15 protein-coding genes and 1 pseudogene are annotated in these 13,625 nt (G+C 68.3%); 6 read left to right on the top strand and 10 right to left on the bottom strand.

Annotated elements, in window-relative coordinates; genetic code table 11:
- Positions 1-62 precede the first annotated feature (62 nt).
- The 3 genes and pseudogenes from RZ84_RS19380 to RZ84_RS19370 form a co-directional block, all read right to left on the bottom strand.
- Positions 63-911: pseudogene (locus RZ84_RS19380) on the bottom strand (helix-turn-helix transcriptional regulator); the annotation flags it as partial.
- Between the two features lie 24 nt (positions 912-935).
- Positions 936-1,463, bottom strand: coding sequence for a DUF6879 family protein (locus tag RZ84_RS19375; RefSeq protein ID WP_043265356.1), 528 nt, complete (start codon positions 1,461-1,463; stop codon positions 936-938).
- A complete protein-coding gene (locus RZ84_RS19370; protein WP_043265355.1) occupies positions 1,435-1,695 on the bottom strand; it encodes a hypothetical protein in 261 nt (86 codons plus the stop codon). The genes RZ84_RS19375 and RZ84_RS19370 overlap by 29 nt, the downstream gene beginning before the upstream one ends.
- A gap of 530 nt (positions 1,696-2,225) precedes the next feature.
- Between RZ84_RS19370 and RZ84_RS19365 the strand changes: the two genes are divergently transcribed.
- The gene (locus tag RZ84_RS19365) at positions 2,226-2,639 is read left to right on the top strand and encodes a hypothetical protein (protein WP_043265354.1); all 414 of its coding nucleotides are present in this window, start codon (positions 2,226-2,228) and stop codon (positions 2,637-2,639) included.
- Positions 2,640-2,791: 152 nt separating this feature from the next.
- On the opposite strand, the gene RZ84_RS19360 is transcribed toward RZ84_RS19365, so the two are convergent.
- The gene (locus tag RZ84_RS19360) at positions 2,792-5,083 is read right to left on the bottom strand and encodes a terpene synthase family protein (protein WP_043265353.1); all 2,292 of its coding nucleotides are present in this window, start codon (positions 5,081-5,083) and stop codon (positions 2,792-2,794) included.
- 520 nt (positions 5,084-5,603) lie between these two features.
- Between RZ84_RS19360 and RZ84_RS19355 the strand changes: the two genes are divergently transcribed.
- The 3 genes from RZ84_RS19355 to rocD all read left to right on the top strand — a co-directional run bounded on the left by RZ84_RS19355 (position 5,604) and on the right by rocD (position 8,371).
- Entirely contained in the window at positions 5,604-6,110 is a 507-nt protein-coding gene (locus RZ84_RS19355; protein WP_043265352.1) for an Lrp/AsnC family transcriptional regulator, read from the top strand.
- A gap of 138 nt (positions 6,111-6,248) precedes the next feature.
- Positions 6,249-7,142, top strand: a complete 894-nt coding sequence (ddaH, locus tag RZ84_RS19350) for a dimethylargininase (protein WP_043265351.1) — start codon at positions 6,249-6,251, stop codon at positions 7,140-7,142.
- Positions 7,139-8,371 carry an ornithine--oxo-acid transaminase gene (gene rocD / locus RZ84_RS19345; RefSeq protein WP_043265350.1) on the top strand — a complete coding sequence of 411 codons (1,233 nt, stop codon included), beginning with the start codon at positions 7,139-7,141 and terminating at the stop codon, positions 8,369-8,371. Before ddaH ends, rocD begins: the two co-directional genes overlap by 4 nt.
- A gap of 41 nt (positions 8,372-8,412) precedes the next feature.
- On the opposite strand, the gene RZ84_RS19340 is transcribed toward rocD, so the two are convergent.
- Entirely contained in the window at positions 8,413-8,859 is a 447-nt protein-coding gene (locus RZ84_RS19340; protein WP_241777767.1) for a MarR family winged helix-turn-helix transcriptional regulator, read from the bottom strand.
- Between the two features lie 175 nt (positions 8,860-9,034).
- On the opposite strand from RZ84_RS19340, the gene RZ84_RS19335 reads away from it, so the two are divergent.
- Positions 9,035-10,117, top strand: coding sequence for an SMP-30/gluconolactonase/LRE family protein (locus tag RZ84_RS19335; RefSeq protein ID WP_052230025.1), 1,083 nt, complete (start codon positions 9,035-9,037; stop codon positions 10,115-10,117).
- A gap of 10 nt (positions 10,118-10,127) precedes the next feature.
- Here RZ84_RS19335 and RZ84_RS19330 read toward each other — a convergent pair whose 3' ends face one another.
- Together RZ84_RS19330 and RZ84_RS19325 are read right to left on the bottom strand one after the other, a co-directional pair.
- Positions 10,128-10,355 (bottom strand): DUF397 domain-containing protein, encoded by a 228-nt coding sequence (locus tag RZ84_RS19330; RefSeq protein ID WP_043265348.1) that lies wholly within the window; start codon positions 10,353-10,355, stop codon positions 10,128-10,130.
- Positions 10,348-11,142 carry a helix-turn-helix domain-containing protein gene (locus tag RZ84_RS19325; RefSeq protein WP_043265347.1) on the bottom strand — a complete coding sequence of 265 codons (795 nt, stop codon included), beginning with the start codon at positions 11,140-11,142 and terminating at the stop codon, positions 10,348-10,350. The genes RZ84_RS19330 and RZ84_RS19325 overlap by 8 nt, the downstream gene beginning before the upstream one ends.
- Before the next feature lie 123 nt (positions 11,143-11,265).
- Between RZ84_RS19325 and RZ84_RS19320 the strand changes: the two genes are divergently transcribed.
- Positions 11,266-11,637 (top strand): hypothetical protein, encoded by a 372-nt coding sequence (locus RZ84_RS19320; RefSeq protein WP_052230024.1) that lies wholly within the window; start codon positions 11,266-11,268, stop codon positions 11,635-11,637.
- Between the two features lie 116 nt (positions 11,638-11,753).
- Here RZ84_RS19320 and RZ84_RS39065 read toward each other — a convergent pair whose 3' ends face one another.
- The 3 genes from RZ84_RS39065 to RZ84_RS19310 all read right to left on the bottom strand — a co-directional run bounded on the left by RZ84_RS39065 (position 11,754) and on the right by RZ84_RS19310 (position 13,608).
- The gene (locus tag RZ84_RS39065; RefSeq protein WP_157878857.1) at positions 11,754-12,053 is read right to left on the bottom strand and encodes a hypothetical protein; all 300 of its coding nucleotides are present in this window, start codon (positions 12,051-12,053) and stop codon (positions 11,754-11,756) included.
- A 255-nt stretch (positions 12,054-12,308) separates the two neighbouring features.
- Complete coding sequence (locus RZ84_RS19315; RefSeq protein ID WP_043265346.1) at positions 12,309-12,662, bottom strand: hypothetical protein; 354 nt, start codon at positions 12,660-12,662, stop codon at positions 12,309-12,311.
- A gap of 112 nt (positions 12,663-12,774) precedes the next feature.
- On the bottom strand, positions 12,775-13,608 hold the full coding sequence (locus tag RZ84_RS19310; protein ID WP_043265345.1) for a helix-turn-helix transcriptional regulator: 834 nt from the start codon (positions 13,606-13,608) through the stop codon (positions 12,775-12,777).
- Positions 13,609-13,625: the final 17 nt, after the last annotated feature.

The raw sequence follows: 13,625 nt of genomic DNA, 5'->3' as shown, positions 1-13,625 counted from the left end.
GATCGGATGAGCCATCCTTGCCCGCCTACAGAGGACAATCTCCACGTGGGCGAGAATCGGCCCAGCGCCTCGATGGACCGCACGATGAGTGCCCGCGCCGCGGCGCCGTACACGGCCATGCTCCGTAGGTCCTCAAACGCCTTGAGGTAAAGGGCGATTTCGCTGGGCTGGGTGATGTTCACCGCGGCCGAGATCGTCTCCACCGCGACCATGGTGTCATCGTGTATGTGGAACGTCTCATGGGGCCACTGCGCCCGCCTCGGTGTCGCCATGGGAATGATCCCGAGCGACACAGCAGGCAGTGAGCCTGCGGTCATCAGGTATCCGAGCTGACCGGCCATCACGTCCGGCTCTGCGACCCGATAACGAAGCACCGACTCCTCAATGAGGAGCACAAACCGGTGACCGGGTTCGTGAATGATCCGGGACCGTGCGACGCGGGCGGCGGCCGCTTCGGCTACGTCTTCAGCGGTCATCCCCCACGGTTTGGCGAAGTAGCCCAGCACGCTGGCAGCGTAGCCTTCAGTCTGCAACATGCCAGGTACCAGAGTGGAGGAGTAGACGCGGAACAGCTGGGTCTGGCGGTAGAAATCGACCACGCTGTCCTGGAGCTTCTTCAGTCCCCCTCGGACCTGCCGGCGCCACTCGCGGTACATCGACTCGGCGTTCAACGACTGAGCAACGATGTCGTCGGCTTGGTCGGCCGCCTCGCATACTCGACACCAGGCCCGGATGTCCTGCGCGGAGGGCGCGGTACGGGCATTCTCGACACGGGACGTCTTCGCGTGGTGCCAGCCGCACCGCTCGGCCAGCTCGGTGACCGTCAGCCCCGCCCTTTTACGGAGCTCGCGTAGTCGCCGCGCGACCATCTCACGAGCCGCCTGGGCGGACGACGACGGTGATATGGGCATGAGCCGGCCGAACGGTGCTTCCTGCTAGCGGATCTGGTACTGGTCGTGCGGGACTGCTCGCGACCATACGGCGTCGAACGCATCCGCGCACAGCTTGGCGGAGCCAGGATCGTCGGTGACCTCCACATCGACCAATCCGCCGTCGCCGGTGAAGTGATGCCAGTGGACCCACTGATCATCGAAAAGCCAGAAGTCGTTGCCCGGCAGGGCAATCTCGGAGGCCCGGCGGCGGGGCAGCCAGCGCACGAGCTCTCCTGCGGCGACGTTGGTGAACGTGCCATCGTGGAGGAACCGGGTGTACTCACTGACGGGCTCGGAGACGATGCGGGCCCGCCGCACCACGACGCCGCGAGACACCGTTTCCTGCATCAGGTCGTGCCACGGCTTCCACCACGAATCCCGGTCGTCGGGATTGCCTCGGAAGCCGTTCTTCCATGCGGCGAACGGCTCCTTCTCATCGTCGACGCCGTAGATGTCGCGCATCTCCAAGTGAACAGCAGAACGAGCACAGTTGGCGATCAGTTCATCGAATGTCGGGACGCTCGACGGCATCGCACGCCTCCCTGATCATGTGCGCCATCCTGGCCGGGATGCGAATGACTGCCTCGCCCTCCGGGATGCCCTTCGCGTGTCCCGGAACCTCGAACGCGGCGCATTCTGCCTCAAGCTGCGTACTCGGCTTCCACCCCTGGAAGACGAGTTCCCTCCTCTCTTGGTCGATCCAGACGGTCGGACTGAACTGACCCCCAGTCTCGGGATCGATCCCGATGAACCGTAAAGCCATACCGGCCTCCCTCTCAGACGGTGCAGAGATGTGCACGGTGCCTCTGTGCACATCAGACAGCGTTGCGCTCCCCGCGTAGCCCCGGCAAGCAACAACCCGCCCTCGTGCACAAAGCTGCACACAACTGGATGTGGCTCACGCCACAGCCCTACGGTCGCGACGAAGCATCCCCATCCGTCCCGCAGAACGGCGCATCTCCGCGCGCTCGGGACGAGCTCTCAAGACTCCCGCCCCGGCCGTCACTCCCTGGCAGGACACGGCCGGAGCGGGTGGGCCCACGGAGGGCCCTCGCAAGTGCACGACGGCGCACGGACAGTCCGTGCGCCGGCCCAGCACCCAGGAGTTCACCATGCGATACCGACCCAACCCGGTCAAGTACAGCGGCGGGGACGAGGACGACGGCGGCGACGCCAACCCCAGCGGAGGCTGCGGCGACGGCGACGGCTGCGGACGCGGCTGATCCGGCAGGCAACGCACCGACCGGCCCCGGAGCCCGGCGGGCCCGGGGCCGCCCACCCACCCGGAGAACCATGACCCCCACCCCCCACCACCACGCCTACCTGTGGCTCGGCCATGGCGACGTTCTCGTCAAGCCCGGGGACGCCCACCGCCGCCCCACACACCCGGAGTTCCGCGCGGCTCAGGTCATGCCGCTGGAGTGCGCGGACTGGCTGCTGAAGCCGGCCGCGCGGATCGAGGCCACGTTCCACACGCCGGAGGACGGGGCGCACTGGTACGCGGCGCAGATCGCCCGGCATGCCGCGCTCTTCGCCGGGACGTACGCCCCGCCCGCCGACCGGCGGGAAACCGTACGGATACTGGCGGCCGGCGAAGACCGGGTCGGCGGCTGGTGGGTGACCGGCAACCGCTTCCTGTCCGTCAACATCGTCGCGTGCAGCCCACACCACATACGGCCCGAGTACGGCTGCCCCCAACAGCAGTAATCCACCGGGTAGTCCGCAACGGAGAGGAGCAGAGCACAGCAGCCCGCAGCACATCCGGCCCGAATACGTATGCCCCCAACGGCAGTAGACGGCAGTAAGCAATCCCAACTCGTCCGCGCTACCGCACCCCCGCACCCCCGCACCAGCCCGCGCTACGCCGCCCCAGCCCCCACCCCCACCGCGATCCGAGCCGCCGACGTGCCCAGCCCCGTCGGACCACCGGTCCACCCCGGGGTGCCGGGGCGGTGTCGCAGGTACTCCTCGCGGTAGCGGCGGGAGTCGCGGTGCCAGGTGAGGGTGCCGGCGAGCCGGTTCTCCAGTTCGCGTACGTAGCCGTCGAGGGCGGTGCGGGCCTCGGCGGAGAGGTTGAAGTCGTCGTAGAGGATGGGGAGTTGGCTGGCCGCTACGTGCTGGAACTCACGCATACGGGAGGTCATCAGGTCGTGGACGATGGCCAGCGCGGTGGGGTGGTCGACGTCGAAGAAGTTCTGCACGACGAGGATGCCGTTGTGCACCTCGCCCTCGTACTCGATCTCCTTCCGGTACGAGAAGACGTCGTTGAGCAGGCCGGTGTAGTCGGCGGCGGCGTTCTCCAGGGAACGCATCGGGCCGGAGCGGTGGATCTCCGGCGGAACGGTCCGGCCGTGGCCGAGGCGGCTGAGGGTCATGGCGAGGCCGGAGCCGGAGGTGGCCCGGCGCATCTCGATGTAGTCGACCGGGTCCGGGATGCGGTGCAGCACCTGGTTGTCGAGTTCCCAGAGCCAGCTCGCGGTCATCGAGTCGATGGCTGCTTTGAACGTGGCGCGTGCGTCGGGGGTCATCGGCTCCGCCGTTCGCGCCCACAGGTCGGCCAGGCCGCGTTCGAGGGCGTTGGCCGGTTCGGGGGTCGGATCGGGGCTCGGACCGGACGCGTCGACGGGCATGAAGGCGGCGAGGCGCTTGGTGGTGGCCAGCGCGCCCACGACATCCCGGGTGCGGCCGAAGACCGCCGGGTAGTAGTCGTCCGCGTACGTGCGCCAGGTCAGCCACTGGGTGCTGAGGTCGAGCTGCTCCGGGGTGGCGTCCGGGTGCAGGCCGGCCGCGGCCAGCGCGAAGTCGAAGCGGACCAGCGCGTCCTCGTCCCAGATGTGGGAGTGCGGCACGCCGGGCTGCGGTTGCAGCAGACCCATGGCATGCGCCCAGGGGACGACGTTGCGCCGGGCCGCCGCCAGATGCGGGCTGAGGGTGGTGGTGAACGGCAGGGAGAAGTCGGGGAGTTGGGAGGGACCGACCTTCTGGTGGGGGAGGTGGGTGTGGCGGCGCACACGCTGGGCGGTGGCTGTCGCCTGGGCGGCGGCAGTCGCCTGGCCACCGGACCTCGTCAGGGCACCGGACGTCGCCTGCGCACCGGCCGCCGACAGGGCCGCCTTCAGGTCGGCGGCGGAGGTGCCCAGGCCGCCGAGGGCGAACGGCGACCAGGACGCCGAGGAGTCGGCCGCACCCGCCCCGCCCCCGTTCATGTACCGGCTGGACCGCAGATGCCACTCGTGCCCGCCGGACTGCCAGTCCTGGAGCCCCTTGGCGTATGCCAGCACCGCGGCGCAGGACACCGCGTCCAGGCCCCTGTCCGCGAAGAGCGCGGGCAGTTCGGTGAAGACGGTGTTCTCGAACTGCTGGAGCCGGGAGGTGATCAGGTCGTTGACCGAGTCCGCGGCCTGCTGCGTGCCGCAGTTCAGGAACGTCTCCAGGACGAGGACGCCGTTGCTCAGCTCCCCCTCCTCCTCCGTCTCCCGCTGGTAGGAGAACAGGTCGTTACGGAGGTGCACCGCGTCCGAGAAGGCGTCCTTGAGCACCCGCAGTGCCCGCGCGTCGGCGACGGCGGCCGGGATCTCGGCGCCGGTCGCGTACTCGACCAGCCCCGCCGACCAGGGCGCGCCGCCCACCTTCCGCCGCATCTCGATGTACTCGACGGGGTTGGGGATCCGGTTGATGTTGATGTTGGAGAGTTCCCAGAGCGATTCGTTCAGCAGATGCTCGGTGCTCTCGGCGAACCGGGCCCGCCACCCCGGCGACATGCTCGGCACGGTGCGCGCCCACAGGTCGGCGAGCCCCGCCTCGACCGGGTTGGTCGGTTCGGGCACCGGCGTGGTCAGGTCCATCGGCATGAAGAGCGGCAGCCGGTCGAGATACGCCTTGCCGCCCTCCCGGTCGAGCGTGCGCTTGAACTTCTCCAGGAAGTGGTCGTCGAAGAAGAAGACCCAGACGTACCAGTCGGTGACGAGGGAGAGCGCTTCCTCGGAGCATTCCGGGTGGGTATAGGCGCACAGCAGCGCGTAGTCATGGGAGTCGAGGTCCCGCTCCTCCCAGATCCCGGAGCCCTCCAGCATCTCCATCCGCCGCGCCCACTGCTTGGAGTGCGCCCGCGCCGCCTCCAAGTGGGGGTTCAGCCGGGCCGGGTGCGGCATGTAGAACTGCGGCAGTTCAAAGGGCTGCGCTGTGGGCCGCGCTGTGGGCTGCGCCGTGGGGCGCATTGTGGGCCGCGCCGTGGGGCGCATTGTGGGCTGCGACTGTGACTGCGTCACCGTTGGTGGCCTCTCCCGATACCGATGCCCCTCCGTACGGACGGGACGTACGGAAGGAGGGCGCGCCGAAGCACACCCGTTGACGGCGGCAGCACTACCCCGGGCGCCGCCGCCCTAGGCTCATCCGGTCGCCTTCCGCCCAACTGGCACTCGTTCGGGTTGGGTTGGGGGTCGGGGGTTTGGATCACGGGTTCGTGGGCGCGGCTCCTGGCGATCACAGGCGTTTGCGATCGGTACGTCGCCTGACACACAGCTACCGTGAAGCGGCCCGATCACCGCTACGGACAGCACAGGCAACCCAGGCAATACGCGCAACGCGGACAGCACGGGCACCACAAGCACCACAAGCACAACAAGCACCATGGGCACAACAAGCACCAACAAGGATGGAGAGGGCCAGCGCATGGGCACCAAGGCCGCACCGTTCGACGCACTGGACCGCAAGATCGTCGCCGCACTCATCGAGAACGGCCGGGCGAGCTTCGCGGAGATCGGCACGGCCATCGGACTGTCCGCGACCGCCGTCAAACGCCGCGTCGACCGGATGCGGGAGAACAACATCATCACCGGCTTCTCCGCCACCGTCCGGCCGGCCGCGCTGGGCTGGCTCACCGAGGCGTACGTGGAGGTCTACTGCGACAGCGCCGCCCCGCCCCGGCGGCTGGCCGAGGTCGTCCGCAACCACCCGGAGATCGCCGCCGCGATGACCGTCACCGGCGGCGCCGACGCCCTGCTGCACGTCCGCGCCACCGACGTCGAGCACTTCGAGGAGGTCCTGGAACGCATCCGGACCGAGCCGTTCATCCGCAAGACCATCAGCTACATGGTCCTCTCGCACCTCATCCCGGACAGCCCGGAGGCCGGCGCCCGCCGCTCCTCCGCACCGGACCACGCAGCGAACCGGCAGTAACCACCACTCATACGCAGCAATCCTGCACCACGACGCAGCACTTGTCGCTTGTGACCGGAATCCGCCGCTCCTTACCGTGTAATGCCCCAGTGACGATCCCTCACGGTCGGTCACGACAGGAAGCGGAGGACCCGTTCCGTGCCCACACCCCGTCCGGCCGGTGCGCCACGCACCGCCGTCCCCCGGCGCTATCTGCTCTGCCGACCCACGCACTTCGACGTCCAGTACGCCATCAACCCCTGGATGCGCGAGGACGCCGAGGTGGACACCGCACTCGCGGCCCGCCAGTGGGAGAACCTGGTCCGCGCCTACCGCGACCACGGCCACACGGTCGAGACCGTGGAACCCACCGCCGGCCTGCCGGACATGGTCTTCGCCGCGAACTCGGCACTCGTCGTCGACGGCCGGGTCTTCGGCTCCCGCTTCCACGCGCCGCAACGCCGCCCGGAATCACGCGAGTACGAGATCTGGTTCAAGGCCGCCGGCTACGACGTCTACCGGCCGGAGTCCTGCTGCGAGGGCGAGGGAGACCTCGTACCGGCCGGCCGCTACCTCCTCGCCGGCACCGGCTTCCGCACCACCCGCGACGCCCACGCCGAGGTCCAGGAGTACTTCGGCATCCCGGTCATCAGCCTCCAGCTGATCGACCCGTACTTCTACCACCTCGACACCGCCCTCTTCGTCCTCGACGACGGCACGACCGGGGGCAGCACCGAAGCGAGCGGGGAATCCGGTGAGTCCGGCCCCGGCCCCGGCCCCGCCACCATCGCCTACTACCCCGGCGCCTTCTCCACCGGCAGCCGCGAGGTGCTGCGCCGTCTGTTCCCCGACGCCGTCCTCGCCACCCGAGACGACGCCCTGGCCTTCGGCCTCAACTCCGTCTCCGACAACCGCCATGTCTTCGTCGCCGCGCAGGCGACCGGCCTCATCGACCAGCTCACCGCCCGTGGCTATGTCCCCGTCCCCGTCGACCTCTCCGAGTTCCGCAAGGCCGGCGGCGGCATCAAGTGCTGCACCCAGGAGATCCGATGACCACTGCGCCCACCCGTACCCGACGCACCTCGGACGACCTCATCCAGGCCGAGGCCCCGGTCCTCGCGCACAACTACCACCCGCTCCCCGTCGTCATCGCCCGCGCCGAGGGCGTCTGGGTCGAGGACGTCGAGGGCCGCCGCTACCTCGACATGCTGGCGGGCTACTCGGCACTGAATTTCGGCCACCGCCACCCCGCCCTCGTCGAGGCCGCGCACCGCCAGCTCGACCAGCTCACCCTCACCTCCCGCGCCTTCCACCACAACCGCCTCGCCGCCTTCGCCGAGGACCTCGCCGAACTCACCGGCCAGGACATGGTCCTCCCGATGAACACCGGCGCCGAGGCGGTCGAGAGCGGCATCAAGGTCGCCCGCAAATGGGCGTACGACGTCAAGGGCGTCCCCGCCGACCGGGCCACCATCGTCGTCGCGAGCGGCAACTTCCACGGCCGTACGACCACCGTCATCAGCTTCTCCGACGACGAGACGGCCCGCGCCGGCTTCGGCCCGTACACCCCCGGCTTCCGCACCGTCCCGTACAACGACCTCGCCGCCCTCGAAGCCGCCATCGACGACACCACCGCCGCCGTCCTGATCGAGCCCATCCAGGGCGAGGCGGGCGTCCTCATCCCCGACGACGGCTACCTCACCGGCGTCCGCGAGCTGACCACCCGCGCCGGCTGCCTCTTCATCGCCGACGAGATCCAGTCCGGCCTCGGCCGCACCGGCACCACACTGGCCGTCGACCACGAAGACGTCGTCCCGGACGTCGTCCTCCTCGGCAAGGCCCTCGGCGGCGGCATCGTCCCGGTCTCCGCGGTCGCCGCCCGCCGCGACATCATGTCGGTCCTCGGCCCCGGCCAACACGGCTCCACCTTCGGCGGCAACCCCCTCGCCGCCGCCGTCGGCTCCGCCGTCATCGACCTGCTCTCCACCGGCGAATTCCAGACCCGCGCCGCGGAGTTGGGCAAGGTCCTGCACGCCGGCCTCGCCGACCTCCTCGGCCACGGCGTCACCGACTTCCGCACCCGCGGCCTCTGGGCCGGCGTCGACATCGACCCCGCCCTCGGCACCGGCCGCACCCTCAGCGAACACCTCATGGACCAGGGCATCCTCGTCAAGGACACCCACGGCTCCACGATCCGCCTCGCCCCGCCCCTGACCATCACCGAGGACGAACTCACCACCGCACTGGCAGCCCTGAAGCGGGTACTGCACCAGCTGAGCTGACTCAGCCAACTCAGCAAACTCAGTCAACTCAGCGAACTCAGTCACTCCTCACGCAGGGAATCCAGCAGGGCGGCGCAGCGACCGAGCAGGTCGACCAGCGCCGCCCTTTCCTCGTCCGTGAACTCCGCGGCCAGCGCCCGCTCCACCCGCACCGCCCGCGCGTCCGCCTTCGCCATCACGGCCCGGCCCTCGTCCGTGAGCCGGATCTCCAGCACGTTCTTGTGCCACTCGTGCGGGGTGCGCTCGATGAGGCCCCGCTCCTGGAGGTTCTTCAGCACCGTGTTCATGGTCGGCGGCGTCACCCGGCACGCCCGCGCCAGCGCGGCGGCCGAGATGCCGGGCTGCTCGGAGCTGTAGAGCAGCGCCGCGTACTGCGGGACGGTCAGCCCGGCAGGCTTCAGCGCCGCGTGCTTGGCACTGTTCAGGGCCTGCTCGGCGCGCTTGATGGAGGAACCAAGCCGCTCGGACACGGGCATCGACGACGTCATCTCCGCATCGTAACGGCCGTATACCAGACAAGCCCTCACCCACTCATGCGAACCCACACAACCATTAGCCCCTTGACGATCATTAGAACTCTAACCTAAGTTCGCATACACTCGACCGCTGGCGGCCCACATCACCCACCGCCGGCGGCATCCACCAACGGGGAGGCACCCACCCATGTCCGGACGCACGCCACGACGCACGCCACGACTCCCGCGCCGCACCCTGGCCACGACCGCCCTCGCCCTGGCCGCCGCCACCGTCCCCCTCACCGTCACCGCCCACGCAACACCACCGACCCCGAAGAAGGCGCTGAAGACCCTCGACCACCGCTCCCCGATCTCCACCGCCTTCACCCTCCCCGGCGACCGCGCCTACCCCGAGAGCATCACCGCCGACCCGCGCACCGGCGACCTCTACATCAGCTCCTACGTCACCGGCACGATCTACCGGGCCACCCCCGGCCATCACACCGCCCAGGTCTTCCTGCCCTCCGGCACCGACGGCCGCACCACCGCCAACGGCGTCAAGGTCGACCGCTCCGGCCGCCTCTGGGTCATCAACTCCACCACCGGCGTGGCCGTCTACGACCTCCACACCCGCCACCTGATAGCCCGCTTCGACGTGGCGCGGACCGGGACCGGGGCTGGGGCTGGGGCTGGGGCGGCCAAACCCTTCGTCAACGACCTGGCCCTCACCCCGGACGGCACCGCCTACCTCACCGACAGCTCCCGCGCCGTCATCTACCGCGTCGCCCCCCACCAACTGGCCCACGCCGCCACCCACGGCCGCCACGCCGCCCTCCCCCCGGCCTACGACCTGTCCGGCACCCTCCCCAAGGACCCGACCGCCGTCTACACCCTCAACGGCATCGCAGCCGCCCCCTCCGGCCGCTACCTCCTCACCGTCGACATGACCGCCGGTACCCTCTACCGCGTCGACATCACGTCGGGCGCGATACGCCAAGTCGCCCTGCACGGCGGCGACATACGCGACGGCGACGGCCTGGAACTACGCGGCACCGCCCTCTGGGCAACGCACAACCGCTCCAACACCATCACCCGCTGGCGGCTCTCCGACGACGACGCCACCGCCCACCTGGAACGCCGCCTCACCGACCCGTCCCTCCAGACCCCGACCAGCATCGTCCACAGCCGCGGCCGGCCCTACGTCACCCGCTCCCAATTCACCAAGGGCGGCCCCATGGGCCAGGGAACCCCGCAGATCCCGTTCACGGTAGCCACGGTGAACGGCATCTGACCTGTGCCGGCTACCCCCTGCCATCGAACTCCCCACCCCTGACGGCCACCACGAACGCCACCCAAGCCTCCGCCGGGACCACCACCACCGGCCCGCGCGGAACCTTGGAGTCGCGAACGGGGACGGCACGGGGGTGGCCGTCGAGGACTTCGAGGCAGTCGGCGCCTTGGTTGTCGCTGTACGACGACTTACGCCAACGGCTTGAGGCAGAGACTATTCGGATGACACGCTCAGTCATGGTGGCCGTACTCCTCCGCTGTCGCCCGCATCCGGGACAGTGACTCCTGCAACGACAGTGCGTCGCTCAGTCCGAGAGCGTAGACGCCCTGCAACTGACGAACCATGTCCGGGGAATCGTGGAGCTGGCTCACGAACATGCCCTCCGTGTAGGCCGCCGGAGGCTGGTCCTCGAACCACAGGAGCTTCAACTGCCCCTGCATGAGCGGATGACCGCCCAGCCCCACGGGCAACACATGCACCCGAATCCGACCACCCTCGACCAAGCGGGCCAAGTGCATGATCTGCTCCGCCATCACCTCCGGCCCACCGACCGGACGGCGCAGCACCGCCTCATCCAGCAGCACCCAAACAACAGGAGTCGACGGGCTTTCGAGGATCTTCGCGCGCCCCAGCCGTGTGCGAACGAGCCTGTCACAATCCTCCTCACCCCACGGCGGGAAGGCCGTACGCATCACCGCCCGCGCGTACCGCTCCGTCTGAAACAGTCCAGGCACCAACGCACTGGCGGACTCCCAGATCGTCTCCGCCTGTTGTTCCAGCTCCAACGCATCCGCGAACCGCTCGGCAACCGTCGGCTCATCCCCCGGCCGGAAGCTACTGAGCACATCTCCCGTGTTCAGCGCAGCATCCAGCCTTCTCGCATCCTCCAGGGACGGAATCCGTCGCCCGGCCTCGATATGGGCGATGTGCGACCGCGTCATCAGGGCCGCATCGGCCAACTGCTGCTGCGTCATCCCCGCCAGCTCCCGTTGCTGCCGCAGCCAATCCCCATAGGTACTGCCCATGTCCGCAACTCCCTCGTGACGAACCAACCGTCACACTCAGCTCATTGCGACCCTACGTGCAGTCACGCAACGCTGGTGAGGAGTTCACGAAAGACCCACGCCCGATGACACGGTGAGGCACCGATGACGTACGACCCGGACAATCCCCAACTTCCCGGCTCCGAAGTCCGCTTGCTCCCCTGGGAAACCTGGGACGGCCGTCCCTGCTACCTCCGCCCCACCGACAACGGCCAGGGCTACCTCTCCCGCAAGGCCGACCGCATGGAAGCCCAACAAATGCGCAACGCCGCCGTCGTACTCACCGACGCCCAAACGACGCTCCGCAACGAAGCTGCGGGCCCGCTCCTCCTCCGCATGATGCTCATCCGCACCACAGCCGCCCTCAACAACATCCTCCGCATCGCCGACAGCAGGCTCGGACGCCTACCGGCACCAGGAGGTCCGGAGGACCCAGCCCCGCACGACAGGTCGAAGAGAACAACGCAGAGCCCATAGAGCGGGCCAAGCGAGAACGGCGCCAGAACCGCGGCAGCCAACCTCACCCTGAACCAACGGCGGTAGTGCTGGTGCTCTCAGTAGTAGTCCACGCCCGCAACAAGGACGGATGTGAATTATAGCGGAAGGCCGTCGGAGTTTCGGGGTACTTCCTGACCTGTTTCGCGGGTGAAGGCCAGGGCGACTGCCGGAATCACAGGATTCTCCGGGTCAGTCTCATCAACCCTGCGATCTCGCTGAGCTTGTTGCCGCAACACTTCAGGAGCCGGGGTATGGAAAACGTTGATGCCGTCGAGTAGGACCCTTACCTCCGGAGCATCCTCTTCAAAGCGCCACAGCTCAACAGCCGTCACAGTGTTTCCGTCTTCAAGGTGAGCAACAATATCCATGCTGCGGTAACTCACCTGGATTTTCACGGTAGATGCATGAGCGAAAGGTCCGGACACACTCGGGGAGCCCCATTCAGAGATCACTTCCAGAGCCCGGTCATAGCTCATCCCGATCTGGAGTGCGGAAACTCCATTCGGCGGGTCGATGATGAAGTCCGTGACACACCTCACTTCAGCAGGTCGTAGTTGACAGTCCCAGCCATGGCGGTTGAGCAGGTTTGAAACCTTGATTTCAAGCCTCGAGCAAACCCTGCCGCTACAGCCGTAGCCGGAACCAATCAGCTAATTACCTGGCGGACGTTGATCGAGCATCTCCATCCAGAAAAGAATTCTGGTTTGTTTGACATCGGCCAAGAACGCATGGAACCCGCCAATACTCGGCCTGACGCTGATGAACGTCAACTCCGAACCCGAATAGTTAATCAAGAATTCGATCAGCGCCGCCGTCTGATCATGCAGGCGAGTTCCCACGTCCGTCCGGCGCAAGCGACGCTGATACATGCGGATCAGAGAATCCCTAGCGACCACTCCTGAAGTGCACTCACATCCGCCCTCCACGGCAGTCACCAGCTCCTGTGGACAGACCCCCTCAATTGCCGCACGCCCCAAGAGGGTTGCTAGCTCGGACTGCTCCATGGCCCTCCGTTCCGGCCTCGCCCCCGCCCCCCACACTGTGGCGCGCCGCAGAGCGGGGCGGCAGCTTCCCCTACACGTTTTCCCCTACACGTCTTCCACTACACGTTTCCCATTACCCGCTCTTCGAGGCCATGGCGAGGGCGGGCAGCTTGCCCCGCGTCTCCTCGTCCGTCGGCATGCACACGAACAACTTCACGCCTGGCGCGTCCAGTGCCGCCAGCTTCACATAGTCGAATGTCAGCGATCCGACCCGCGGATGCCGGAACACCCGGCGGCTGCTGCCGAAGTCCGCAAGGTCGTGCGCCTGCCACCACTCACTGAACTCCGGGCTCACCCGCCGGAGTTCCCGGGTGAGCCGGTCGAATCGCGGATCGTCGAACCGTTCCCGCGCATCGGCCCGGAACTGGGCGACCAGATCCCGCGCCTGCCCCTCCCAGTCGGCCAGCAGCGTCCGCATCGCCGGGTCCGTGAACACCAGCCACAGCAGATTGCGTTCGTCCGGCGCCAGCTCCCCCGGATCGCCGATCAGCCCGGCCTCGGCGCTGTTCCAGCCGACCAGGTCCCAGTTGGCGTCGAGCAGATACGCCGGATGCGGAGCGAGCGCGTCCACCAGCCGCTGCAAGGCGGGACCGGGGCCGCGGACCGGCGGCTGTTCCGGGGGCCGCTCCCCGGCCAGCGCGAACAGATGCCGCAGCTCGACCGAGCTGAGCATCAGGGCCCGCGCCAGGCTCGTCAGGACCTGTCTGCTCACGCTGATGTCGCGCGCCTGCTCCAGCCAGGTGTACCAGGTCACACTGACACCGGAGAGCTGGGCGACCTCCTCGCGCCGCAGCCCCGGCGTACGCCGCCGGGGTCCGGCCACGATGCCCGCGTCCCGAGGCGTGATCCGCTCCCGGCGCGAGCGCAGGAATTCCGCGAGTACGCGCCGCCGGTCCTGGTCGGTCATCGGCTCTCCCGGTGGCG

The sequence above is a fragment of the Streptomyces sp. CT34 genome, assembly GCF_000805335.1.
GTDB lineage: Bacteria > Actinomycetota > Actinomycetes > Streptomycetales > Streptomycetaceae > Streptomyces.
This window is presented reverse-complemented; position numbering and strand designations above follow the sequence as displayed.

What these genes read in the sequence shown, in the direction of transcription:
- RZ84_RS19320 (WP_052230024.1), top strand. Translation starts at nt 11,266, where the DNA reads ATGACGTACGACCCGGACAATCCCCAACTTCCCGGCTCCGAAGTCCGC.
- RZ84_RS19330 (WP_043265348.1), bottom strand. Translation starts at nt 10,355, where the DNA reads ATGACTGAGCGTGTCATCCGAATAGTCTCTGCCTCAAGCCGTTGGCGT.
- rocD (WP_043265350.1), top strand. Translation starts at nt 7,139, where the DNA reads ATGACCACTGCGCCCACCCGTACCCGACGCACCTCGGACGACCTCATC.
- RZ84_RS19355 (WP_043265352.1), top strand. Translation starts at nt 5,604, where the DNA reads ATGGGCACCAAGGCCGCACCGTTCGACGCACTGGACCGCAAGATCGTC.
- RZ84_RS19310 (WP_043265345.1), bottom strand. Translation starts at nt 13,608, where the DNA reads ATGACCGACCAGGACCGGCGGCGCGTACTCGCGGAATTCCTGCGCTCG.
- RZ84_RS19315 (WP_043265346.1), bottom strand. Translation starts at nt 12,662, where the DNA reads ATGGAGCAGTCCGAGCTAGCAACCCTCTTGGGGCGTGCGGCAATTGAG.
- RZ84_RS19365 (WP_043265354.1), top strand. Translation starts at nt 2,226, where the DNA reads ATGACCCCCACCCCCCACCACCACGCCTACCTGTGGCTCGGCCATGGC.
- RZ84_RS19340 (WP_241777767.1), bottom strand. Translation starts at nt 8,859, where the DNA reads ATGACGTCGTCGATGCCCGTGTCCGAGCGGCTTGGTTCCTCCATCAAG.
- RZ84_RS19335 (WP_052230025.1), top strand. Translation starts at nt 9,035, where the DNA reads ATGTCCGGACGCACGCCACGACGCACGCCACGACTCCCGCGCCGCACC.
- RZ84_RS19375 (WP_043265356.1), bottom strand. Translation starts at nt 1,463, where the DNA reads ATGCCGTCGAGCGTCCCGACATTCGATGAACTGATCGCCAACTGTGCT.
- RZ84_RS19360 (WP_043265353.1), bottom strand. Translation starts at nt 5,083, where the DNA reads ATGCCGCACCCGGCCCGGCTGAACCCCCACTTGGAGGCGGCGCGGGCG.
- RZ84_RS19370 (WP_043265355.1), bottom strand. Translation starts at nt 1,695, where the DNA reads ATGGCTTTACGGTTCATCGGGATCGATCCCGAGACTGGGGGTCAGTTC.
- RZ84_RS19325 (WP_043265347.1), bottom strand. Translation starts at nt 11,142, where the DNA reads ATGGGCAGTACCTATGGGGATTGGCTGCGGCAGCAACGGGAGCTGGCG.